The sequence below is a fragment of the Ruegeria sp. A4 genome, from assembly GCF_056543025.1.
The window spans coordinates 897,330-920,242 of sequence record NZ_JBQGAW010000001.1 but is presented as its reverse complement, the minus strand read 5'-3'; the positions used below and the strand labels follow the sequence as shown (position 1 = coordinate 920,242).

26 protein-coding genes and 1 tRNA gene are annotated in these 22,913 nt (G+C 59.7%); 10 read left to right on the top strand and 17 right to left on the bottom strand.

Annotated features, from left to right (window positions below; translation table 11 throughout):
• Positions 1 to 41: 41 nt before the first annotated feature.
• Complete coding sequence (locus ACR0E2_RS04585) at positions 42 to 728, bottom strand: M48 family metallopeptidase (RefSeq protein ID WP_152458255.1); 687 nt, start codon at positions 726 to 728, stop codon at positions 42 to 44.
• Between the two features lie 209 nt (positions 729 to 937).
• Here ACR0E2_RS04585 and ACR0E2_RS04580 point away from each other — a divergent pair, with 209 nt between their 5' ends.
• Positions 938 to 2,422 carry an inorganic phosphate transporter gene (locus tag ACR0E2_RS04580; protein ID WP_480445389.1) on the top strand — a complete coding sequence of 495 codons (1,485 nt, stop codon included), beginning with the start codon at positions 938 to 940 and terminating at the stop codon, positions 2,420 to 2,422.
• A 15-nt stretch (positions 2,423 to 2,437) separates the two neighbouring features.
• On the opposite strand, the gene ACR0E2_RS04575 is transcribed toward ACR0E2_RS04580, so the two are convergent.
• The 5 genes from ACR0E2_RS04575 to ACR0E2_RS04555 form a co-directional block, all read right to left on the bottom strand.
• Positions 2,438 to 3,622, bottom strand: coding sequence for a vWA domain-containing protein (locus tag ACR0E2_RS04575; protein WP_171228140.1), 1,185 nt, complete (start codon positions 3,620 to 3,622; stop codon positions 2,438 to 2,440).
• 4 nt (positions 3,623 to 3,626) lie between these two features.
• Positions 3,627 to 3,824: a hypothetical protein gene (locus tag ACR0E2_RS04570; protein ID WP_171327694.1), complete on the bottom strand. Its 198-nt coding sequence runs from the start codon at positions 3,822 to 3,824 to the stop codon at positions 3,627 to 3,629.
• A complete protein-coding gene (locus ACR0E2_RS04565; protein WP_480445387.1) occupies positions 3,805 to 5,172 on the bottom strand; it encodes a DUF2927 domain-containing protein in 1,368 nt (455 codons plus the stop codon). The genes ACR0E2_RS04570 and ACR0E2_RS04565 overlap by 20 nt, the downstream gene beginning before the upstream one ends.
• A complete protein-coding gene (locus tag ACR0E2_RS04560; protein ID WP_480445386.1) occupies positions 5,169 to 5,627 on the bottom strand; it encodes an N-acetyltransferase family protein in 459 nt (152 codons plus the stop codon). The genes ACR0E2_RS04565 and ACR0E2_RS04560 overlap by 4 nt, the downstream gene beginning before the upstream one ends.
• 101 nt (positions 5,628 to 5,728) lie before the next feature.
• Positions 5,729 to 6,574, bottom strand: a complete 846-nt coding sequence (locus ACR0E2_RS04555; protein ID WP_152458249.1) for an AAA family ATPase — start codon at positions 6,572 to 6,574, stop codon at positions 5,729 to 5,731.
• Positions 6,575 to 6,956: 382 nt separating this feature from the next.
• Between ACR0E2_RS04555 and dksA the strand changes: the two genes are divergently transcribed.
• Positions 6,957 to 7,379, top strand: a complete 423-nt coding sequence (gene dksA / locus ACR0E2_RS04550) for an RNA polymerase-binding protein DksA (protein WP_171167736.1) — start codon at positions 6,957 to 6,959, stop codon at positions 7,377 to 7,379.
• Positions 7,380 to 7,451: 72 nt separating this feature from the next.
• Positions 7,452 to 8,597, top strand: coding sequence for an FAD-dependent oxidoreductase (locus tag ACR0E2_RS04545; RefSeq protein ID WP_480445384.1), 1,146 nt, complete (start codon positions 7,452 to 7,454; stop codon positions 8,595 to 8,597).
• Positions 8,598 to 8,601: 4 nt separating this feature from the next.
• Here ACR0E2_RS04545 and xth read toward each other — a convergent pair whose 3' ends face one another.
• Positions 8,602 to 9,381 carry an exodeoxyribonuclease III gene (xth, locus tag ACR0E2_RS04540; RefSeq protein WP_480445383.1) on the bottom strand — a complete coding sequence of 260 codons (780 nt, stop codon included), beginning with the start codon at positions 9,379 to 9,381 and terminating at the stop codon, positions 8,602 to 8,604.
• A 278-nt stretch (positions 9,382 to 9,659) separates the two neighbouring features.
• Positions 9,660 to 9,983 (bottom strand): HesB/IscA family protein, encoded by a 324-nt coding sequence (locus ACR0E2_RS04535; RefSeq protein WP_152458245.1) that lies wholly within the window; start codon positions 9,981 to 9,983, stop codon positions 9,660 to 9,662.
• 76 nt (positions 9,984 to 10,059) lie between these two features.
• Between ACR0E2_RS04535 and ACR0E2_RS04530 the strand changes: the two genes are divergently transcribed.
• Positions 10,060 to 11,199, top strand: coding sequence for a deoxyguanosinetriphosphate triphosphohydrolase (locus ACR0E2_RS04530; protein ID WP_171328100.1), 1,140 nt, complete (start codon positions 10,060 to 10,062; stop codon positions 11,197 to 11,199).
• Here the strand turns inward: ACR0E2_RS04530 and ACR0E2_RS04525 are convergent, their stop codons facing one another.
• On the bottom strand, positions 11,200 to 11,751 hold the full coding sequence (locus tag ACR0E2_RS04525; protein WP_480445381.1) for a putative pterin-binding protein: 552 nt from the start codon (positions 11,749 to 11,751) through the stop codon (positions 11,200 to 11,202).
• 133 nt (positions 11,752 to 11,884) lie between these two features.
• Here ACR0E2_RS04525 and argS point away from each other — a divergent pair, with 133 nt between their 5' ends.
• The 6 genes from argS (at position 11,885) to ACR0E2_RS04495 (ending at position 17,495) form a co-directional block, all read left to right on the top strand.
• Positions 11,885 to 13,630, top strand: a complete 1,746-nt coding sequence (gene argS, locus ACR0E2_RS04520) for an arginine--tRNA ligase (RefSeq protein ID WP_480445379.1) — start codon at positions 11,885 to 11,887, stop codon at positions 13,628 to 13,630.
• 88 nt (positions 13,631 to 13,718) lie between these two features.
• On the top strand, positions 13,719 to 14,783 hold the full coding sequence (locus ACR0E2_RS04515) for an SPOR domain-containing protein (RefSeq protein WP_480445377.1): 1,065 nt from the start codon (positions 13,719 to 13,721) through the stop codon (positions 14,781 to 14,783).
• Entirely contained in the window at positions 14,780 to 15,787 is a 1,008-nt protein-coding gene (nagZ, locus tag ACR0E2_RS04510; protein ID WP_480445375.1) for a beta-N-acetylhexosaminidase, read from the top strand. Before ACR0E2_RS04515 ends, nagZ begins: the two co-directional genes overlap by 4 nt.
• Positions 15,777 to 16,571 (top strand): segregation and condensation protein A, encoded by a 795-nt coding sequence (locus tag ACR0E2_RS04505; RefSeq protein ID WP_480445373.1) that lies wholly within the window; start codon positions 15,777 to 15,779, stop codon positions 16,569 to 16,571. The genes nagZ and ACR0E2_RS04505 overlap by 11 nt, the downstream gene beginning before the upstream one ends.
• Positions 16,564 to 17,214 carry an SMC-Scp complex subunit ScpB gene (scpB, locus tag ACR0E2_RS04500; protein WP_152458238.1) on the top strand — a complete coding sequence of 217 codons (651 nt, stop codon included), beginning with the start codon at positions 16,564 to 16,566 and terminating at the stop codon, positions 17,212 to 17,214. The genes ACR0E2_RS04505 and scpB overlap by 8 nt, the downstream gene beginning before the upstream one ends.
• Positions 17,215 to 17,279: 65 nt before the next feature.
• The gene (locus ACR0E2_RS04495; RefSeq protein WP_171115509.1) at positions 17,280 to 17,495 is read left to right on the top strand and encodes a hypothetical protein; all 216 of its coding nucleotides are present in this window, start codon (positions 17,280 to 17,282) and stop codon (positions 17,493 to 17,495) included.
• Positions 17,496 to 17,498: 3 nt separating this feature from the next.
• Here ACR0E2_RS04495 and ACR0E2_RS04490 read toward each other — a convergent pair whose 3' ends face one another.
• The 8 genes from ACR0E2_RS04490 to ACR0E2_RS04455 all read right to left on the bottom strand — a co-directional run bounded on the left by ACR0E2_RS04490 (position 17,499) and on the right by ACR0E2_RS04455 (position 22,855).
• On the bottom strand, positions 17,499 to 18,578 hold the full coding sequence (locus ACR0E2_RS04490; RefSeq protein WP_480445371.1) for a 2'-deoxycytidine 5'-triphosphate deaminase: 1,080 nt from the start codon (positions 18,576 to 18,578) through the stop codon (positions 17,499 to 17,501).
• A 61-nt stretch (positions 18,579 to 18,639) separates the two neighbouring features.
• A tRNA-Pro gene (locus ACR0E2_RS04485) sits at positions 18,640 to 18,716 on the bottom strand.
• 61 nt (positions 18,717 to 18,777) lie between these two features.
• Positions 18,778 to 19,383, bottom strand: coding sequence for a MerR family transcriptional regulator (locus ACR0E2_RS04480; RefSeq protein ID WP_480445369.1), 606 nt, complete (start codon positions 19,381 to 19,383; stop codon positions 18,778 to 18,780).
• 18 nt (positions 19,384 to 19,401) lie between these two features.
• Positions 19,402 to 19,704 carry an integration host factor subunit alpha gene (gene ihfA / locus ACR0E2_RS04475; RefSeq protein WP_152458234.1) on the bottom strand — a complete coding sequence of 101 codons (303 nt, stop codon included), beginning with the start codon at positions 19,702 to 19,704 and terminating at the stop codon, positions 19,402 to 19,404.
• A gap of 96 nt (positions 19,705 to 19,800) precedes the next feature.
• Positions 19,801 to 20,772: a beta-ketoacyl-ACP synthase III gene (locus ACR0E2_RS04470; RefSeq protein WP_480445367.1), complete on the bottom strand. Its 972-nt coding sequence runs from the start codon at positions 20,770 to 20,772 to the stop codon at positions 19,801 to 19,803.
• 21 nt (positions 20,773 to 20,793) lie between these two features.
• The gene (gene plsX, locus ACR0E2_RS04465) at positions 20,794 to 21,882 is read right to left on the bottom strand and encodes a phosphate acyltransferase PlsX (RefSeq protein WP_171231483.1); all 1,089 of its coding nucleotides are present in this window, start codon (positions 21,880 to 21,882) and stop codon (positions 20,794 to 20,796) included.
• Between the two features lie 24 nt (positions 21,883 to 21,906).
• Positions 21,907 to 22,113, bottom strand: coding sequence for a 50S ribosomal protein L32 (rpmF, locus tag ACR0E2_RS04460; RefSeq protein ID WP_008756996.1), 207 nt, complete (start codon positions 22,111 to 22,113; stop codon positions 21,907 to 21,909).
• 205 nt (positions 22,114 to 22,318) lie between these two features.
• Complete coding sequence (locus ACR0E2_RS04455; protein WP_480445365.1) at positions 22,319 to 22,855, bottom strand: YceD family protein; 537 nt, start codon at positions 22,853 to 22,855, stop codon at positions 22,319 to 22,321.
• Positions 22,856 to 22,913: the final 58 nt, after the last annotated feature.

Genomic DNA, 22,913 nt, shown 5'->3' with positions numbered 1-22,913 from the left:
ATCCCGGAGAGCGCGAGAGGCTGGCCTCTCGCTGCGCACCCTCAGCCACGCGCCCAACGCTGCTCAAGGGCCTCCAGTGCCGCTATGCGCTCACCCGTTTTCGGGTGGCTCATCAACCATGCCGGGGCAACGCCCGCCCGTTGCTGCGTCAGGTCTTCCAGCTTGTGAAACAAGGATTTCTGCGGCCCGATCCCGATTCCGGCCTTGGTCAGCAAGGCGGCGGCATATTCGTCCGCCTCATACTCATCCTGTCGTGACAGGCGCGAGGCCAGCAATGACGTCAAAGCATTCGCAATCATCGCTCCGATGAACGGAATAAACCGGTTCAGCACCATGATCAGCGCCGTCCGCATTGCGTTTTGACCTGAAAAATCAATCATCCGTCGCTTTGCATGACCCAAGGCAACATGCCCCAACTCATGTGCGATCACGCTGGCCATCTCCTCGGCCGAAACCTCTCCGTTGCGGAATTTTCGGTAAAACCCGCGCGTGATGAAAATCCGACCGTCCGGAGCAGCCAGCCCGTTCACCGGGTCGATCTCGTAGATATAGACGGGGACCCGATCGATTTCCAAAGCTGCGGCCAGCCGGTCCGTCATCCGTTTCAGCACCGGGTCGGCCAGTTCGGTCGATTTTGCGTCCAGCTCACGATGGGTGCGCCAGACCGAAATACGGTACATCACGATGGCGTAGCCAATTGCCAGCAGGATCGGGGTCAATCGAAGCATGTCAAAGATATGGTCCGAACATGGGCATTGCGCAAGTCACACCTGCGGGATGTTCGTCGGGACCCGCATGTTCGTGCGCCGAAATCGGCAAAACCCTCCTCGTGCGCCGAAACAGGCACAACCTTCGATAAGTTGTGATCTTGCGATATGAGCTGTTGATTATTTCAACGATCCCACTTAACCGACGGGGCGCTATCGATGGGGGACCCATGACCGACAAGAACTATGAAGCGCGTCACCTGGAAACACTCGACCGGGATTTGCGGCGCTTTTCACGCCTAGAAATGGCGACCGCACAGGCTGGACGGCCCTTTGTGGGCTCAGGGATTGCCCTGGCATTCATTGTCACCGCAGGCCTTGTGGCCGCTTTTTTGTTCGGGCAGGGCAACAACGCGCTTGTCGTCGTGATCGCCGCGATGTTCGGGGCCTATATGGCGCTGAATATCGGGGCCAATGACGTCGCCAACAACATGGCCCCTGCGGTGGGGGCGAATGCGCTGACCATGGGCGGTGCCATCGCGATTGCCGCCATTTTTGAAAGTGCCGGGGCGCTCATAGCCGGGGGCGATGTCGTATCGACCATCGCCAAGGGAATTATTGCGCCGGAAAGCATGGGAACGGCCAACGTCTTCATTTGGGCGATGATGGCGGCGCTGCTGTCCTCGGCGCTTTGGGTCAATCTGGCCACATGGGTCGGTGCGCCGGTTTCCACTACGCATTCGGTCGTGGGCGGCGTCATGGGGGCAGGGATCGCCGCTGCGGGATTCGGCGCCGTAAGCTGGGGTACCATGAGCAAAATCGCCGCCAGCTGGGTGATCTCGCCACTTCTGGGAGGTTTGGTCGCAGCCGGTTTCCTGTGGTTCATCAAGGCCCGGATCATCTATCAGGAAGACAAGATCGCCGCGGCCCGCAAATGGGTGCCGATGCTGGTCGGGATCATGGCGGGCGCCTTTGCATCTTATCTGGCGCTCAAGGGCCTCAAGAAAATCATCAAGATCGATCTCGGGACGGCGTTGCTGATCGGTGCGGCGTGTGGCGGGCTGATCTGGGCAGTGATGATCCCGGTGATCCGCCGCCAGTCCGAAGGGCTTGAGAACCGCAACAAATCGCTGAAGATTCTGTTTGGAATTCCACTGATCATCTCTGCGGCGCTGCTGAGCTTCGCGCATGGCGCAAATGACGTTGCCAACGCGGTGGGGCCGTTGGCCGCGATTGTGCAGGCTTCTGCCTCGGGCGATTTCACGCATGCCGTCAGCATTCCCCATTGGGTCATGGTCATCGGTGCGTTCGGGATATCGTTCGGCCTGTTCCTGTTTGGTCCGAAACTGATCCGCATGGTCGGCAGCCAGATCACCAAGCTCAACCCGATGCGGGCCTATTGCGTCGCCCTGTCGGCCGCGATCACAGTGATCGTTGCAAGCTGGCTGGGCCTGCCTGTCAGTTCCACCCATATCGCGGTTGGCGCTGTATTCGGGGTCGGGTTCTTCCGGGAATGGGATGCCGAGCGGAGGCTGAAACGCGCAAGGCTGGCCTTTCCCGAACGCCCCCGCGTCGCGCCGGAAGAACGCCGCCGCCGCAAGCTGGTTCGCCGGTCGCATTTCCTGACCATCGTTGCCGCGTGGGTTATCACTGTTCCCGCAGCAGCAATGCTGGCAGCGATCCTGTTTCTTGGGATTCAGGTGATTGCCGGGTAAACTCTGGCGCTGACCTCAACGGGTCAGCGCTTTCATTCCCTGTTCCAGCCCTGCCAAGGTCATCGGCACCATATGGCCTTCGAAGATTTCCTGAATCATGCCGATGGAATGGGTGTATTCCCAATACTTCTCGGGCACGGGATTGATCCACAGGTTCGACGCCCATTGATCCCGCGCACGTTGCAGCCAGACTTGCCCGGCCTCGGCGTTCCAATGCTCGTTGGCGCCGCCAGGATAGGCGATTTCATATGGGCTCATCGAGGCGTCGCCGACGAAGATGCATTTGTAGTCGGGCCCATAGGTGCGCAACACTTCATGCGTGGGCGTCTGCTGGTCCCAGCGGCGGCGATTGTCACGCCAGACGCCCTCGTAAAGGCAATTGTGGAAATAATAATATTCCAGATGCTTGAACTCGGACCGTGCAGCTGAAAACAGCTCTTCCACCACTTTGATATGCGGGTCCATTGATCCACCAACGTCCAGGAACAGCAGCACTTTGACCGCGTTGTGACGTTCGGGGCGGGTCTTGACGTCCAGATAGCCGTGTTCGGCCGTGGCGCGAATGGTGCCGTCCAGATCCAGTTCTTCCGCAGCACCTTCGCGCGCCCAGCGGCGCAGGCGTTTCAGGGCAACCTTGATGTTGCGCGTGCCCAGTTCAACCGTGTCGTCCAGGTTTCTGAATTCGCGCTTGTCCCAAACCTTGACCGCGCGCTGGTGGCGGCTTTCCTTTTGGCCGATGCGCACGCCTTCGGGGTTGTAGCCATAGGCCCCGAAAGGAGAGGTCCCGGCCGTGCCGATCCACTTGTTGCCGCCCTGATGGCGGCCTTGTTGTTCCTTGAGACGCTCGCGCAGCGTGTCCATCAGCTTGTCGAAACCGCCAAGCGCCTCGATCTCGGCTTTTTCCTCGTCTGACAAGTGTTTTTCGGCCATTTTGGCCAGCCAGTCGCCGGGAATGTCAACGGCTTCCAGAACCTGATCGAAGCTGATCTCGTTCAGTCCTTCGAAACTGGCGGCAAAGGCGCGGTCGAACTTGTCGATGTTGCGTTCGTCCTTCACCATCGACACGCGGGCGAGATAGTAGAACGCCTCGACATCATAGGTGGCCAGACCCTTTTTCATGCCTTCCAGAAAAGTCAGATACTCCCGCAGCGATACCGGGATGCCAGCTTTGCGAAGGTTTTCGAAAAAGGGCAGGAACATCGTGTCAGGCCACCAAACGCACCAGAACCAACGAGATCACCAGACCCACCAGCGCAAAGGCAATGCCGTATCCGGCGGCATATTGCGCCATGTCGGCCCGATTGCCGCTGCGCTTTTTCGCGGCCAGTGCGCCTAAGGTCGCACCCAGTGCCGCCATTCCCAGAACTACCAACATATGTGCGTCATCCGTCTTTCGTGCCATCTGTGTTTCTTCGGCCATTGCCCCGCGACAACGACTGGGCCACCAGATCCGAGCCAAACCCGTACCGCGCCCATCCCAGGCTGTCCAGCCTGACGGCACGTGCCTGCTGTATCTGCCCCGCCTGCTTCAGCGCTTCGGATTTCAGCAACAACAACGTGGCCAGCAAAGACGCATTTTCTGCCCGTGTCATGACATCGATGGCCCTGTTCAACTCGGGCAGAACACTGGGCCCCTTTTCCTGTGCCAGCGCAAATGCCGCGGTTTGCGTTGTGACATAGGCCTGATGCACCTCTGTGCCGGGTGTGGCTTTCAGAAACTGTTGCGCAATCTGAAACTGGCGTTGGGCTTCGATGGGGTCCCGGAATTGTTCCATCCGGCCTATCAGGTAATGAGGATAGGCGCGGCGGTGATCCGTCCATCCCTGCTGCTGACCGATCCGTGCCGCCTTACGGGCAGCGCGCAGCTGTCTGGGCGACCCCGCCCCCGGTCCCAGTGATTTCTGAATCGCGTCAATCCATTCGCGCGGCGTATCCGTAAAGGGTTGAACGGGCACCCTGTCCCCGCGCGGGTTCATCCGGCTGAGAACCCCCGGGATGACCGCGGCAACCTGATCGCGGGTCATGCCGGTGCGCAGTTCCGGCGCATAGGCAGCCCGCAGAACCAACATGTCGAACCCGGTCAGAACCGTATGGATATTGTCGTCGTTGAACACCGAATCCGGCAGGTGATACAGATCGTTCAGCGGACCAAGCGCTTGTGCCAGTTCTTCATGCAGGCAATCACGTATTTCCTGCGGACTGACGTCGTATGGGATGAAAATCCCAAGCCGTTCGCGTTTGCGCAGTTCAGTCCAGCTGCTTTTGATCTTTCGGCGGTCACGGCGATATTCTTCAAGGCTCGAGGAGTTGGGGACGACGAAACAGGCCGCATTGGGCAGAATGCGCAGAATGTCTTTCTGGCTGACGGCTTCGATGGTGATATTGGCCTGCCCTTCGTCGATCTGTCGGATGTTGATCCCGGCCTCGCGCCTCAGGCGGTTGAGCAACCGGGTCAGATCCTGCTGCATGCTTGCGGTCGGTGATCCGCTCAGACGGACAGTGACCGGCGTTTCGAAACGCGTGAAAACGGGCAGGGCGGCGCCGCTTTCCAGTTCGAAATGCAGGGACAGGAAGTCAGAGGCGATGTTTTTGTTGGACCGAGCAGGCGGCGAAGGACGTGCCGTTGAAAAAGACTTGGCAGGCGGCAGGCTTGCTTCGATGGGCGCGACCTGATCGGGCAGCTCGATCGTTTCAACCGTCGCGCAGCCGGCAACAACCAGTGCCAGAAAAAGGGCACTCAATCGCTTCATGAGCGGGCGTACTTGATGAACGGTGTCAGTGTGCCGATGCGATCATACAGTTTCCGCGCGGTTTGGTTGAATTCCTGGGTCAGCCAATAGACCGACGGTGCGCCCTGACGATCTGCCTCGTCATAGACCGCCTGGATCAAGGCCCGGCCAACGCCTGCCCCCCGTGCCTCGGGGCGCGCGAACAGGTCTTGCAGGTAGCAGACCTTTTCCACCTTCCAGGCGTGGCGATGAAACAGATAATGTGTCAACCCGACCAGGGCGCCATTCTGTTCGGCAACGAAACAGGAAAAATCCTGCGGGTCGTCGCCCAGCAGTCTGGAAAAAGTTGTTTCGTATACATCATCGGGCAGGGCGGTTTCATAAAATGCCAGATAGTCCCGCCACATGTTGGCCCATTGGCTTTTGTCCTCGGCACGCAGGGTGCGGATTGTCAGTGCGTTCGCCACGCGATTCATCCAATTCTGTGGGCGGCGAAGCTCTGTTTCGCCAGATGGGCCGATGCTGGCATCCGGGCCGTCCCAAGGCAAGCCATGATCACCGACCGGTCACCGTCCGGCTATCGTTTGCCGCGTGCCATAAAGGCCAGACGTTCGAACAGATGCACGTCCTGCTCATTCTTCAGCAACGCGCCATGCAGTTTCGGAAGCGCATCTGCGCCGCCGCGTTTGAGGTCTTCGGCACTCAGGTCCTCGGCCAGCAGCAGCTTCAGCCAATCCAGCACTTCCGACGTTGACGGCTTTTTCTTGAGCCCTTGCGTCTCGCGGATTTCATAGAACTGGGTCAGAGCGGTGGTCAGCAGCGCATCCTTGATGCCGGGATGATGAACCTCGACGATGCGGCGCATCGTGGCCTCGTCCGGGAAGCGGATGTAGTGAAAGAAACAGCGGCGCAGAAACGCGTCCGGCAGTTCCTTTTCATTGTTCGAGGTGATGATGACGATAGGGCGGTTCTTGGCCCGGATCGTTTCCCCTGTCTCGTAGACATGGAACTCCATCTTGTCGAGTTCCTGCAAAAGGTCGTTTGGAAACTCGATATCGGCCTTGTCGATCTCATCGATCAGCAGAACGACCTTTTCGTCGGCCTCGAAGGCCTGCCACAGCTTGCCCTTGCGGATATAGTTCGACACGTCATGCACGCGTTCCTCACCCAACTGGCTGTCGCGCAGGCGGCTGACCGCGTCATATTCATACAGGCCCTGCTGCGCGCGGGTGGTGGATTTCACGTTCCACTCAATCATCCTCAGCCCCAGCGCACCGGCCACCTGTTTGGCCAGCTCTGTCTTGCCGGTGCCGGGCTCGCCCTTGACCAGCAATGGGCGTTCAAGTGTGACGGCGGCGTTCACGGCAATCGTCAGATCGTCAGTGGCGACATATTCGGCTGTACCTTGAAAGCGTGCGGTCATGGGCCTCTCGTGTGGTTTTTCGTGATCCGTGGGCAGGTTGTGTTGTCCGGGTTACAGACGGTCAATGATTTTGACAACCCGCGTCCCTGCGTCGGTTGAGGCGATTTTTGCAGGAACTCCAAGCCCTTTTGGTTGATTCGTGCGCGCGAATGTACCCTGCCAATTGACACCTGCCTCAAAAAGGCCTGCCAAATTTCATAGAAAAACAGGGTTTTGTTGTTGTTTGTCTCATATTTAGACAAAACAGCACGAGGGCGTGCTGAAGCAACGTTTGTGTAGTGACAATCCCACGCCCGTCGGCTAAACGCTGCGCAGAAGGGGGTGCCAAATGTCAGGTGAAACATCCGCGACCGACGTTTCTGGCCATACCGAGGGAGCAAATATGAAACAGGAAGTTTTTCTGCCGGAGGATTACCGCCCGGCCGAAGATGAACCTTTCATGAATGAACGTCAGCTTGAATATTTCCGCCGCAAGCTGTTGGATTGGAAGAATGAGCTTTTGGCGGGCAGCCGCGATACGATCGAAGGGCTGCAGGACAACACCCGAAACATTCCGGATGTCGCAGACCGCGCGAGCGAGGAGACCGATCGCGCTCTGGAGCTGCGGACACGCGACCGCCAGCGCAAGCTGGTTGCCAAGATCGACGCAGCCCTGCGCCGGATCGAAGAAGGTGAATACGGTTACTGCGAAAAGACGGGCGATCCGATTTCGCTGAAACGTCTTGATGCACGTCCGATTGCGACCATGACGCTGGAGGCGCAAGAGCGCCACGAGCGCCGCGAAAAGGTCCACCGCGACGATTGATCGCCGGGTGCAGCTGGAAAATTTCGAACGCCGGGGCCTGTGGCTCTGGCGTTTTTGCGTTATGCGAGGGGCATGAAGATCAATCGGTTGAATTTCTGTGTAATTGGCGGCGGCATCGGCGGTCTGGCGGCTGCGTTGGCGCTGCGGCAACACGGGGCGCAGGTCACCCTGGTGGAGCAAGCCCCGGCATTGACCGAGGTTGGCGCGGGCCTTCAGATCAGTGAAAACGGGATGTGCGTGTTGCGCGCCCTTGGGGTGGCGGATCTGTCTGTGGGCCAGAAGTCGCACGGTACGATCTTGCGCGATTACCGCAAAGGCCGCGTTGTCAGCCGGCTGCCCGGGCCTTCGGCTGGCCCGACCTATTATTTTCACCGTGCCGATCTGTTGAATCTGCTGCATTCTGCGGCCCGTAAGGCCGGTGTGGATGTCCGTCTGGGGGCCAAGGTTTCCAACGTGCAGAAACACCCCAACGAAGCCGAAATTCTGTTGGCGAGCGACGAACGGCTGCGCGCCGAATGCGTCATCGCCGCCGACGGTGGCCGAAGCACGATTCGTCCGGCTCTGAACGGGCCCGAGACACCCGCGTTCACGCACCAGGTCGTCTGGCGCGCCACCATTCCCTGGCGACCGGATTCAGGCGTGGTGACGGCATCCCTGACCATGGGGCCGGGTCGGCATGTCGTAACCTATCCTTTGCGCGATCAGAGCATGATGAACATCGTAGCGGTCGAGGAACGCTCGGACTGGCGGGAAGAGGGGTGGAAGCTGAAAGGTGACCCGGACGAGCTGCGCGCACGGTTTTCAGGGTTCGGCGGTCCGGTAGGTGAGATTCTGTCAAAGGTCTCGGATGTGAATCTGTGGGCCCTGTTCCTGCGCCCGGTCGCAGAAAAATGGCAGAACGGTCGTCTGGCACTGCTGGGGGACGCGGCGCATCCGACATTGCCGTTCATGGCACAAGGCGCCTGCCTGGCGCTGGAAGATGCCTGGGCGCTTGCACGATCATTCGACGAACACTCGGGCGTCACCAGCGCGCTTGCCGCCTACGAGCAAACGCGCAGGCCAAGGGCAGAAAGCGTGGTTGCCGCTGCCGGGTCGAACGCACGCAATTTCCACCTGTCAGGCCCCGCCCGTTTGGCGGCCCAATGTGCGCTTATGGCCATCGGAGGGAAATTGTCACGCCGCTACGAATGGATATACAGCTACGACGTCACGGCCTGAACCGCTAAATATCCAGATCGACCCAGACAGGCACGTGATCCGAGGGTTTTTCATGCCCGCGCACGGCGGCATCAATCTGGCAATCCCGCATTAGATCTGCCGCTTGCGGGGTCAGCAGAAAGTGATCGATCCGAATTCCGTCGTTCCGGTTCCAGGCCCCGGCCTGGTAGTCCCAGAATGAATAGTGCCCCGCGCTTTGGGTGGTGGCCCGGAACGCTTCGGTGAAGCCCAGATTCAGGATCTTGCGGAATGCGGCGCGGCTTTCGGGGCGGAACAATGCATCGTCGCGCCATGCTTCGGGGCGTTTGGCGTCCTCCGCCTGCGGGATGATGTTGTAATCCCCCGCCATCAACGCGGGTTCTTCGGTGGCCAGCAAATCACGGGCACGGTCATATAGCCGTTCCATCCATGCCAGTTTGTAATCATATTTCGGGCCGGGTGCGGGATTGCCATTGGGCAGGTACAATCCACAGATCCGAAGAGCCTTTTTGCCAACGACGGTGGCTTCTATCCAGCGGGCCTGTTCATCCGCGTCATCGCCGGGAAGGCCGCGGGATACATCCTCGAGGGGAAGCTTCGACATGATTGCAACGCCGTTGAAGCTTTTTTGTCCGTGGGTTTCCACGTTGAACCCACGCTCTTCGAATATCTCGCGCGGGAAGTTTTCATCGACCGACTTGATCTCTTGCAACAGCACAACGTCCGGCTGTGCTTCGTCCAGCCAACGGGGCAGGGCTTCGGCCCGCGCTTTGATGCCGTTGATGTTGAACGTGGCGATTTTCATGCGCGATCCTCCGAAGACTTGGTGCAACCTATCGCGCAGAACGGGCCCAACGGCAAGGCGGAGATCGTATTTGCGAGGCTCTGCCTCGCGCTCCGGGATATTTTTGGCCAGATGAAGAAACGGATTATTAACCGAATTTCTTCAAGCTGAAGTGGCGGTACAGGCGGGGACGCCGATGACCGCGCCAGGTGAAGCCCTCTGGTCTTTCGGTCAGAGGGCGGACTCCTGCTTCATCTGGCTGAAAATATCCTGGGGGTGTGGGGGCAAAGCCCCCACGGTTACATCGAAAAAGATGTGCCACAACCACAGGAAGAGGTGGCGTTGGGGTTGTCGATCACAAATCGCGCGCCAATCAGTTCCTGGGTGAAGTCGATAACCGCGTTTTCCAGAAAGGGCAGCGAAATGGCGTCAACAATGACTTTTTGCCCTTTGCCTTCAAGGACCAGATCATCTTCTTTTGGCGTATCCAAAGCGATTTCGTATTGAAACCCCGAGCAACCGCCGCCTTCCACTGCGACGCGCAGTGCCTGACCCTGATCCGCCGCGCCGATTTCTGCGAGGCGTTCAAAGGCGCGATCCGTGACTGTTGGGGGCAGATTCATGCCGGTCTCCAAAGGTTTCCTTCCGTTACGCCATACAATATAGAAAGTGCAAGGACAGGCGACAAGGACGGGCCATTTGGACAGAGCTAGTTTTGCCTCGGATCCGGACCGCACCAGGGGACGGCTCGTAGCCGAGGAGGAAAGTAGTTTCCGATCGTGCTTTCAGCGCGACCGGGACAGGATCATTCACGCCAGTGCCTTTCGGCGCCTCAAACACAAGACGCAAGTTTTCGTTGAGCATGAGGGCGATAGCTACCGCACCCGCCTGACCCATTCCATCGAGGTGGCGCAGGTGGCCCGGACCATTGCCGGTGCCCTGGGCCTGAACCCAGAGCTGACCGAAGCCGTGGCCCTGGCGCATGATTTGGGGCACACGCCCTTTGGACATACCGGCGAAGACGCGCTGCACGCGTTGATGAAGCCCTATGGTGGCTTTGATCACAACGCGCAGGCCATTCGGATCGTCACAAAGCTGGAGCGCCACTATGCAGAATTCGATGGGTGCAACCTGACCTGGGAATGTCTGGAAGGGATAGCCAAGCACAATGGGCCGGTTGAGGGCGATCTGCCCTGGGCATTGGCCGAGTGCGATCAGGAGTTTGATCTTGAACTGCACACCCATGCCAGCGCGGAAGCGCAAGTTGCCGCCCTTTCCGATGACATAGCTTACAACAATCACGATCTTCTGGACGGGTTGCGCGCAGGGTTGTTCACGGATGACGATTTGCAGGACCTGCCGATTGTCGGGGTCTGTTACGCCGAGGTGGATGCCAGATACCCAGGGCTGGATTCCTATCGCCGGCGTCACGAAGCGCTAAGGCGGGTTTTCGGGGTCATGGTGGCGGATGTCATCAACACTTCGAACGATCTCATTGCCGTTTCTGGCGCGCAGTCCGTCGAAGAAATCCGACATCTTGGGTATCCTGTCATCCAGTTCTCGGATGAGGTTTGGGCGCAACTGCGTGAAATCAGGTCGTTTCTGTTCACCCGGATGTATCGCGCACCCAGGGTGATGTCAGTGCGGGCAGAGGTGGCAAAGATCGTGGAAGATCTGTTTCCGATCTACATGAACGATCCCAGGCAGATGCCCGTGCGCTGGCATGATGACATTGAAGCGGCCAGGGACGACACAGCCTTGGCCCGCATCGTTTCCGATTACATTGCGGGCATGACCGACCGATTTGCCTTGCAGGACCATGCGCGGCTGACGGGCTGATCACTCCACGGCTATGTAAGCGATGGCCCAGACTTGCTGAGCCGCTTGTTTAGCGGACTGTTCGGCGTTCTTCGTCGGTGGGAAAACGATTATCGTCGGGCCATAACCTCCGATCCCCATCGGTGCGCCATCAGCATGCGTTGCAACGATCGGTTTGTGGGTGGCGATACTGTTCCACTCGATTTCAGCCTGATACCCATCCAGCGCCATGGGAAGAGCGGTTTTCCCCTCGGCCCCTGCCAATGTCATGACGTCTGCCAAAAGCGGGCCCGAAAACCTGTATTCCCGCTCATTGCCCGGAGGACCATAGGGGATCGTGATCTCGAACTGCTCCAGCCCGTCCAGCATGGCAGCATCAAACCCTGCCGCGCCGTCATGCGTGACCTCCAGATAGCCCAGCAGACCACCGTCATTCTGACCCCGCGCAGGCAGGTTTGTTTCGCGGACTGCGCCGCCCAGCGTCAGCAGCACATGGCCTTTGGGCTGTGGCAGGTCGGCAAGCGCAGGCAGGGCGGTGGACAAAAGCAAGGCAAAGGACAAGGCGCGGTGCATCGACGGTCTCCGGTAGCGGCGTACAGGCCCGAGATTAGCGAGATGTTTCGCCAAACCAAGCTTAAACATTAGGCGTCCATTGACCTTGCCGGTTTGCGTGGTAAACCCCGCGACAAGCAAAAGGACATCCGAAATGAACCTGTTTTCCGAGATCCGCGGCCTTGTACTGGACGCGCTGGCACAGATGCAGTCCGAAGGCGCATTGCCCGAGGGGCTGAGCTTTGACAACGTGGCGGTCGAGCCTCCGCGCGATGCGGCCCATGGGGACATGGCCACCAACGCCGCGATGGTGCTGGCGAAACCGGCCAGGATGAAGCCGCGCGACATTGCGGATGTTCTGGCCGGGAAACTGGCGGCGGATGACCGGATCACCAGCGCAGAAGTGGCAGGGCCCGGTTTCCTGAACCTGCGTCTTGCGCCGTCCGTCTGGCAAGGCGTGTTGGCGGCTGTGCTGGAAAAAGGCACCGATTTCGGGCGCTCGACCATGGGGCAGGGGCAGAAGGTCAATGTTGAATATGTCTCGGCCAACCCGACCGGTCCGCTGCATGTCGGGCACACACGCGGCGCGGTGTTCGGGGATGCATTGGCAAGCCTGCTGGCCTATTCGGGCCATGACGTGACCCGCGAATACTATATCAACGACGGTGGCGCGCAGGTGGATGTGCTGGCGCGGTCTGCCTATGAACGCTATCGCGAGGCCAATGGCCTCAGCCCCGAGATTGCCGAAGGGCTGTATCCCGGCGACTATCTGATCCCGATTGGCGAGGCGCTGAAAGAGAAATATGGCGACAGCCTGATCGACAAACCGGAAAGCGAATGGCTGGAAGAGCTGCGCGCGTTTTCGACCGACGCGATGATGGACCTGATCCGCGCCGACCTGAAGGCGCTGGGCGTAGAGATGGATGTGTTCTTCTCGGAGAAGTCCCTTTACGGCACGGGCCGGATCGAGGCCGCGCTGCAATCGCTGACCGAAAAGGGCCTGATCTATGAAGGCGTGCTGGAGCCGCCAAAAGGCAAAAAGCCCGAAGATTGGGAGCCGCGCGAACAGACCTTGTTCAAATCCACCGAACATGGCGATGACGTCGACCGCCCGGTCAAGAAGTCGGACGGCAGCTGGACCTATTTCGCCCCCGATATCGCCTATCACTATGACAAGGTAACCCGTGGCTTTGACGCGCTGATCGACGTGTTCGGGGCGGATCATGGCGGCTATGTCAAGCGGATGAAGGCGGCTGTTTCGGCCCTGTCCGATGGCAAAGTGCCGCTGGATATCAAGCTGACGCAGCTGGTGAAACTGTGGAAAAACGGCGAGCCGTTCAAGATGTCGAAACGGGCCGGGAACTTTGTCACCCTGCGCGATGTGGTCGATCAGGTTGGTCCCGACGTCACGCGCTTCGTGATGCTGACCCGCAAAAACGACGCGCCGCTGGATTTCGATTTCGACAAAGTGCTGGAACAGAGCCGCGAGAACCCCGTGTTCTACGTGCAATATGCCCATGCCCGGGTGATGAGCGTGCTGCGCCGTGCCGCCGAGGCGGGGATCGACGCCACCGACGCCACCCTGCGCGGGGCCGATCTGGCGTCGCTGGACCACCCCGCCGAACTGACGGTTGCCAAGAAGCTGGCGGAATGGCCACGCCTGGTCGAGATCGCTGCGCGGACCAACGAACCGCACCGTGTTGCCTTCTATCTGTATGAACTTGCAGGAGATTTTCACGCTCTGTGGAATAAGGGCAATGACGAAACCCAGCTGCGCTTCATTCAGGATGGCGATGTTGCCACAAGCCAGTCGAAAATTGCGCTGGCCCGGGCCGTTTCTGTTGTGATTTCAGCGGGCTTGGGTATTCTTGGCGTTACCCCGGCGCAGGAGATGCGGTAACAAATATCGCCCGAACCGCCGGTACGAGGTAGGCAAGAAATGACCCGCGCGCCTTATTTTCGGGCGCGAAGCGGGCAGTGAGGCGGACATGGCGAGTTACGATTACTCGGGGCACCAAAGCCCCGGGCAGAATGATTACCCGAATCAAGCGCATTTCGAGGATGCGTATGACTATCCCGACGAGATGCAGGATTACGACGCGCCGCGCGGCGCGTTCGGACTGGGGCGGGCGGTCAATTTCCTGGGGGCTGTCGCATCGTTGGCGCTGGTCGCCGGCGTCGGTATCTGGGGATACAAGCTTGTCATGCGGGATGTCAGCGGCGTTCCGGTCGTGCGTGCGGCCGAAGGGCCGATGCGGGTGCAGCCCGAAAACCCGGGCGGAACACCGGCCGATCATCAGGGCTTGGCCGTCAATGCCGTGGCAGCCAAGGGCAGTGCTGCCGCCCCGGCAGATCGTCTGATCCTTGCGCCGCGGCCAGTCTCGTTGACGGATGAAGACGTACCTGCCGCTGATCTGAAGCCGACACCGGCGCTGCATGTGGTGGAAAAACCGATTTCAACCCAGGAAGCCGCCCGATTGCGCCAGAACGCAGTGGATGCGCTGGTTGCGGAACTGGCTGGTGAGGCGGCCAACACGCAGCAAAGCGCCGAGGATGGCGTGCAACTGGCATCGCTGACCACCCCCGAGGAAGAACCTGCAATTGACCCGGCCGATTTCGCAGCCGCCTTGCCGGACCCGGCCATTGCCGCGCTGCCGGGCGTGCGCCGGTCCTTGCGCCCCTTGACCCGCCCGGCACGCACCTCACGCAGCCGGGTGTCGCCAAGCGAGAATTCCGAAGACGCCATCAATGCCGCAGTGAAGGCCGCGGTTGGGTTGGATGTTGATCCTGACACGCTGGCAAAAGGCACGCGTCTGGCGCAGCTTGGGGCCTATGACAGCGTTCAGGTGGCGCAAACGGAATGGGATCGCCTGAACGGAAGGTTCGGCGAATATATGGCGGGAAAACAGCGCGTTATCCAGAAGACCTCAAGCGGTGGGCGTACCTTTTACCGCCTGCGCGTGCTGGGCTTTGAAGACCTGAGCGACTCGCGCCAGTTTTGTGCCGCGCTTGTTGCGCAAGGGGCTGATTGTATCCCGGTGGCCGTCAGGTGAAGTACGGTGCCACGATCACCGATGCAGAGGGCCTGCGCCTGACGCAACAGGAAAAAGACTTGTTTCGGCAGATGAACCCGTTCGGGTTCATTCTGTTCGCCCGCAACATCGAACACGCGGATCAGGTGCGCGCCTTGTGTGATGATTTCCGCGAGGCGGTCGGGCGCAATTGCCCGATCACCATCGATCAGGAAGGTGGCCGCGTGCAGCGCCTGCGGGCACCGCTGGCCCGCGAATGGCTGCCTCCGTTGGATCACGTGGCCAATGCCGCCGAGCAGGCCGAGCGCGCTATGTATCTGAGGTACCGCCTGATTGCCGATGAATTGTTTGGTCTGGGCATCGACAGCAACTGTGCGCCCATGGTGGATGTCGCGCGTCCCGAGACGCACAAGTTCCTGAAGAACCGCTGTTATGACGCTGATCCTGAACGCGTTTCCAGAATTGGCAAAGCCGTGGCGCAGGGTCATCTGGATGGCGGAGTGCTTCCAGTGCTCAAGCATATTCCGGGCCATGGACGTGCCACGTTGGACAGCCACCATGACTTGCCGCATGTGGATCTGCCCCTGGATGAGCTTGAGCGCAGCGATTTCGTGCCGTTTCGTGCCTTGAACGACCTGCCGATGGGGATGTCGGCGCATTTGGTCTATGACCGGATTGACCTGCAACCTGCCACCATCTCGGCAACCATGATGGATGTGATCCGCGACAGGATTGGCTTCGGCGGGCTGATCATGACCGATGACATTGGGATGAAGGCGCTCAGCGGAACGCCCGCTGAGGTGTCGCGGCAAGCCATAAGCGCGGGCTGTGACGTCGTTCTGCACTGCAACGGAAGCTTTGCCGAGCGCGCCGAGGTGCTGGAAGCCGCCGGGGAGATGTCCGATGTGGCACAGGCCCGCGCAGAACGGGCGCTGGCGATGCGCAAAGCTCCGCAGGAACTTGACATCCCTGCCGCCGAGGCGGAACTATCTGCCCTAATGGGCGGGCAGGTATATGAACGATAATCTTTTCAGCGAAGATCCTGTCTCGGTCGCGGATCGTCTTGCGGCCGAAGCGCTGATTGTTGATGTTGATGGGTTCGAAGGCCCGCTGGACGTTCTTCTGACCCTGTCGCGCACGCAGAAGGTTGATCTGAGGAAAATTTCAGTACTCGCGCTGGCGCAGCAATACCTGGCCTTTGTCGAAAAGGCGCGGGCGCTGCGGATCGAACTGGCCGCCGACTATCTTGTGATGGCGGCCTGGCTGGCGTTTCTCAAGTCCCGCCTGCTGTTGCCGCCAGACCCCGAAGACGAGGGACCCTCGGGCGAAGAACTGGCTGCACATCTGGCGTTTCAATTGGAACGCTTGCAGGCGATGCGCGACGCTGCGGCACGATTGATGGCGCGCGATCAGCTGGGGCGAGATTTCTTCAAACGCGGGCAGGGCGAAGATATCACCCGGATCCGCACCGTCACCTATTCCGCCACGCTGCTGGATCTGATGCAGGGCTATGCCCGCATCCGCACCCGTGATGAATTCCGCCCGTTTGTGATGGACCGCGATTCGGTCTTCACCATGGAACAGGCACTGGAACGGATGCGCCCGCTGATCGGGTTTGCCGGGACATGGACCGACATGGAAACTTACCTGCCCGATGGCTGGGAGTCCGACCCGGTACGGCGCAGGTCGGCAACGGCGGCGACCTTTGCGGCCTCGCTGGAACTGGTGAAAGAAGGACATATGGAAATCAAGCAGAGCGAGACATTCGCTCCGATCCAATTGCGCAAGAGGACCGAAACACGTGACTGATGCCCCAGAAGAGACCGGTACGCTGTTCGAGGCGCCTCCGCTGGCAGAGCAGGAGCGTATGGTCGAAGCCGTTCTGTTCGCCAGCGCCGAGCCGGTGACGATTGCGGATCTTGAGGCGCGGATGCCCCATGGCAGCGACGCGGCGCAAGCGGTTGAATTGCTTCAGAAACGGTATGAGGGGCGTGGCGTGCGCGTTGTGCGCGTAGGGGATGCCTGGGCCATCCGCACGGCCCCTGATCTGGGCTTTCTGATGCAGAAGGAAACGGTCGAGACCCGCAAGCTCAGCCGCGCCGCGATCGAAACTCTGGCCATCGTGGCCTATCACCAACCCTGCACACGGGCCGAGATCGAGGAAATCCGGGGCGTGTCGGTCTCGCGCGGGACCATCGATCAGTTGCTCGAGATGGAGTGGATCAAGCTGGGCCGCCGCCGCATGACACCGGGTCGTCCGGTGACGTTTGTGGTGACGCCTGAGTTTCTGGATCATTTTGGTCTGGAAAACGCGCGCGACCTGCCGGGCCTGAAGGAACTGCGCGCCGCAGGATTGTTGGAGAATCGGCCTCCTCCGGGTGCGATCCCTTTGGGTGAAGGGCGCGAGGACGAAGTTGACGAAGACCAGAGCGAGTTGTTCGAGGAAGAGTGATCGAACAGCCCTTTTGTTGCCGCATAAAGCGCCTATCTTTGTGCGTGAGGACACGGAGTTGAGCGATGAATGCAAACCGGATCATCGACATGATTGTGCGTCAGGTCATGCGCCGTCTGGTCAACAAAGGTGTGAACAAGGGTATCGATCTGGCCAGCCGAAAGGGCGGCGGACCCGGCACATCGAATGGGCCCGGAAAAACCAGCGCACCGCGACATGCGCAGAACCTCAGGCAGGCACAGCGCGTGACCCGTCAAATGCGCAGGTTCATGAAGTTCTAGGGGTCAACTTGCGGCTTTGAAGTGCTTTGACAGTTTCAGGCCCTGACCCTGATAGTTCGAGGCAATGCCCGCACCATAAAGCTGGGTCGGCATTTCAGCCATTTTCTCATAGACCAGACGTCCGACGACCTGTCCGTGTTCCAGCACGAATGGCGCTTCGTGGCAGCGTACCTCAAGCACGCCACGGGAACCAGCGCCCCCGGCAGCGGCATGGCCAAAACCGGGATCGAAGAAGCCTGCATAGTGCACTCTGAACTCACCAACCATCGCCAGATAAGGCGCCATTTCAGCCGCGTACATCGGTGGAATATGCACCGCCTCGCGGCTGACAAGGATATAGAACGCGCCGGGGTCCAGGATGATGCAACCATCTTTGGTGCGCACCTCTTCCCAATAGTCCTGCGGGTCGTATTCACCGATTCGATCCAGATCGATCACCCCGGTATGAGGTTTGGCGCGATAGCCCACAAGATCGGTATCGGGCAGTTGCAGGTCGACCGAAAAGCCCAGACCGTCCTGAATAACGGCAGGTCCGTCCACAAGCGGAGATTGCGCATGCAAGGTCCTCAGTTCCGCATCGGACAACACGGCCTGACCCTGGCGGAAACGAATCTGGTTCAGACGCATCCCGGGACGAACCAGAACCGAGAACGAGCGTGGGCAGATTTCGGCAAAAAGCGGGCCTGTGTAACCTGCGGGCACCCGGTCGAACTCGGTACCGCCATCGGTGATCGTCCGCGTCAGAAGGTCCAGTCGCCCGGTCGAGCTTTTGGCGTTGGCCACGGCGCTCATGCTGTCGGGCAGCGCAAGCGATTCCATCAGGGGCACCAGATAGACGCAGCCCTTTTCCAGAACCGCGCCATCCGAGATATCGATGCGGTGCATCTCAAACTCGGTCAAGCGATCCGTGACAGTTCGGCCTTCGCCCGCAAGAAACGAGGCGCGTACACGGTAAGCCACTGTTCCCAGTCGCAAATCAAGGCTGGCAGGTTGAATCTGGGCAGGCAGAACCTCTGGTTCAGCGGTGATCTCACCGCGCGCGATCATCGCCTCTAGCTGTTGGTTCGGGCAAACACCTGTCATCTCGATCCCCCCTGGTGCCAGAGCGGGATCTGGCCTGTATGCCATAAACGTCGGTGTAATTTGGTCGGGCTAGCAGGACTCGAACCTGCGACCTTCCGTCCCCCAGACGGACGCGCTACCAGGCTGCGCCATAGCCCGACGTTGGGGTGTTCATAAAGATTTTCCCGGCAGGGGCAAGAGGAAATCAATGCCTTTTGTCCTAACCCGTCGCCTGTGTTTCAACCCGGTCCAGCCATCGGCGCAGATCTTTTGCAATCGGAGCGATGCGCCGCAGCAGGTCGTCATCAAAATCTGTCTGATTCCACGCAAGCGACGCGATTCCCCCCATCAAGGGCGCGGCGTCCAGTTCGGGCTCTGGCTCCGGCTGTGATGCGTCAGAGGCGCGTGCGCTTGTCTGCGCATCGTTCTCACCGGTTGGCTGGATCGGTTCGCGCAGATCCATGCGAATCTGTTCCGTTGCGGGGGCGGACTTTGGTTCGAACGGCACCACGGTGTCCTGAACGGCCTCAATCGGGGCGGGGCCAGGGTCATCCAGGGAAGGGGACAGCGCCGCGACATGTGCGACGCCTTGTTCGCGCAGGATACGCTGGACACCTTTTATCGTGATCCCGTCTTCGTGCAGCAGTTTTTTGATCCCGCCCAACAGACGCATGTCATTCGGGCGATAATACCTGCGTCCACCTGCGCGTTTGACGGGCTTTACCTGCGTGAACCGGCTTTCCCAGAATCGCAGAACATGAGCCTGAACACCGAGCCAATCCGCAACTTCGCTTATGGTGCGAAAGGCATCGGGGGACTTACTCATAACCTGGACGTCCTGAACTTACTTGCGGTTCCCGGCTGCGACGCGATCTTTCATCAGATGCGACGGGCGGAAAGTCAGCACACGGCGCGGCTGAATCGGGACTTCTTCGCCGGTTTTGGGGTTGCGACCGACACGAGCGGTTTTGTCGCGAACACTGAATGTACCGAAAGACGAGATCTTCACCTGTTCACCACGCACCAAGGCGTCGGACATGTGGTTCAGAACGCTTTCAACCAGCTGCGCACTTTCGTTTCGTGACAGACCTACCTCACGAAAGACGGCTTCGCTCAGGTCCATTCGAGTCAGTGTTTTGTCGCCCATGCTAATTCCCCTGTTGCTATTGAAGCATATGGGTATGGCAAATTCGCTGTCAATATCAATGAATTGCGGGCGGCTGTGTAAGCCGGTTTGCGCCGGTTACCAGCGCAGAACCACTGCGCCCCATGCCAGACCACCGCCAATGGCTTCGGTCACGATCAGATCACCCGGCTTGATCTGTCCGCGCTGCTTGCCCACGGACAGGGCCAATGGGATGGATGCGGCCGACGTGTTTCCGTGATCCTGAACGGTCACAACCACGTTTTCCATCGGCAGGTTTATTTTCTTGGCGGTGCCCTGAATGATGCGGATGTTGGCCTGATGCGGCACGATCCAATCCACGTCCGAGCTGCTCAGCCCCGCTCGTTCCAACGCTGTTTCCGCTGTTTTCGTAAGCTTTTCAACGGCATGACGGAAAACCTGATTGCCCTGCATGCGCAGATGCCCGGTGGATTGGGTCGAAACACCGCCATCGACATAAAGAAGATCCTTGTAGCGCCCGTCCGAATTCAGGTCGGTTGCCAAAATACCGCGATCCTCGGCGGTGCCTGTGCCCTCTTGGGCCTCCAGCACCACTGCACCGGCGCCATCGCCAAAAAGAACGCAGGTGGACCGATCGGTCCAATCCATGATCCGTGAGAAAGTCTCGGCCCCGATCACCAGCACGCGTTTGGCCTGACCGGAAACAATCAGCGCATTTGCGTTGGACAGTGCAAAAACGAATCCGGCGCAAACAGCCTGCACGTCAAAGGCAAAACCCTTGGTCATGCCCAGCCGTGCCTGAACCATGGTGGCGGCCGAAGGAAAGGTCAGATCCGCCGTTGAAGTTGCCAGTACGATTGCGTCGATATCATCCGCCGTCAGGCCCGCGTCGGCCAGCGCGGCCACGGCGGCATTGGTGGCCAGATCGGATGTCGTCTCGTCATCGGCTGCAAAATGGCGGCGTTCGATCCCCGAGCGGGTCTTTATCCATTCGTCGGTCGTGTCCAGGGTTTTTTCAAACTCGGAATTGGGAACAACGCGTTCAGGCAAATAATGCCCAACACCTACTACAACTGAACGGCCTGCCATTTTCCGGTACTGCCTTTTTTGTTATTTATCTGTTTGCGGCGCTGATTGCGCGGCATCTTGTGCAAGCTGGGCAGTGGATGCAACCCGCGCAGCCAATTTTTCGGAAAAGCCGGACTGCGCCAGGGTGAAGGCCAGTTTGATCGCAGCTGACACGCCTGTTGCGTCAGCGCCGCCGTGGGATTTCACCACGGTGCCGTTCAGCCCCAGAAACACGCCACCATTCACGCGTCGCGGGTCGATCCGTTTCTTCAAACGGTTCAGCGACGTGATGGCCAGAATCGAGGCCAATCGGGATAGCGGGGAGTATTTGAACGCCTGCCGCAGCAGGTCACCGATCAGGCTTGCCGTGCCTTCGCCGGTCTTGATCGCGACGTTGCCGGTAAAGCCATCGGTTACAATGACATCCGCCTTGTCACCGGGGATGTCGCTGCCTTCGACGAAGCCCACGAAATCGAAATTCGCCTGTTCCGCGAAGCCCGCGATCATCGAGTGCGCCTCTTTCAGTTCGGCGCGTCCCTTGTGTTCTTCGGTGCCGACATTCAGAAGCCCGATCCGAGGGCGGCTCAGGGCCAAACCGTTGCGCGCATAAGAGGCGCCCATCAGGGCGTATTGCAGCAAGTCCTTGGCGTCGGCGCGCACATCGGCGCCGACATCCAGCATCACGTTGAAGCCCTGAGGGTTGCGCGAGGGCCACAGTATCGCGATGGCAGGCCGGTTCACGCCCGGCAGTTTGCGCAGGCGCATCATCGACAGGGCCATCAGCGCGCCGGTATTGCCGCAGGACACCGCGCCATGGGCTTCGCCCTGGCGTACCGCTTCCAGCGCGGACCACATCGAGGTCTCTTTGCCGTTGCGCACGACCTGACTGGGCTTGTCCTCCATCGTGACCACGCCCGAGCAATCACGAAAAACGACGCGCCCCTCAAGGACACGCCGTTTGGCGACAAGCTTGCGCAATACCTGTTCGGGCCCGTGCAGCAAGAACCTGATATCCGGGTTCTTGTCGGCCGATTTCGCAAGACCGGCAACAACGACCGAGGGACCTGCGTCCCCACCCATAGCGTCGACCGAGATGGTTATCCGTCCGGCGTGCGTGGGCTGTTCAGTCATGCCTTGGTCTGCGCTCGATCAGGCTTAGGCTGCGTCTTCGTCCAGATCGATTTCATCGGCCTGAGCGACGACTTCGCGATCATCATAGTGGCCGCAGGATGCGCAAACGTGGTGCGGGCGCTTCAGCTCGCCGCAGTTCGGGCATTCGTTCGGGTTTGCAGCAACCAGAGCGTCGTGTGCGCGGCGGTTGTTGCGACGCGACTTGGAAACTTTGTTCTGTTGGACGGCCATGGTCTCAACCTTTGTCTGACTAGGGGTCGCAGAATCGCTGCCGACCCGGGTTTCGTAGTTCGTTTATCGTGGTTTGACGCGCGTTTAGGCGACGGGCCCCGCAATGTCCAACCCAAAATCCGATGAGCGCGCGAAAATACTGCGATTCTCGGTATGTTCAAGCGATTTTTCTGACCGCCTGCTATGACAGGAAATCTGCGCTCTGTCACTCGTCTTTTTTGAGCGTATCGCGCAATCCCGCCAATCCGGCGAAAGGTTTGGCGTCTTCGTCGGTCATCGCCTGTTTTCCGGGTTCGGTATAGTCTGCCTGACCCAGCTCCGCACCCTCCTTGCGCGGATATTGCGGCAGGGCCAGCGACAGCGCCTCGACCATTACCAATGCGGTGTCGATTTCCGGGCCCAAGGGCTCGGATTCGTCATCCTGGGGAATTTCGAACTCGGGTTCATCCGGGTCGGTCCAATCGGCCAGAAAGGTGCGGTGCACGGGAATGTCGATCCGGGTCGTGACCGGCTCGAGCGTCACGACACAGGGTTGGATCACGGTTGCACCGAGTTTGCCGTTGAGGACCCAGTCGCGCTTGCCCTGTGCGCGAAGCTCACCGGAAAAGCTGAGTTTGCGCAGCCCCAGCAGCCCCAGATCCTGCCTGATCTCATCCAATGCGGCGCTTGCGGGGCGCAGTTCAAAGGGTGTCGGGGCGTTCTGGGGCAGGTCAGCCACCCGAAATGATGTAACGTTGCCCATTCGTGAGCCTTTCTATGTGTTGAACCGTGGCAGCGGTTTCTGTAATCGGATAGAAGCC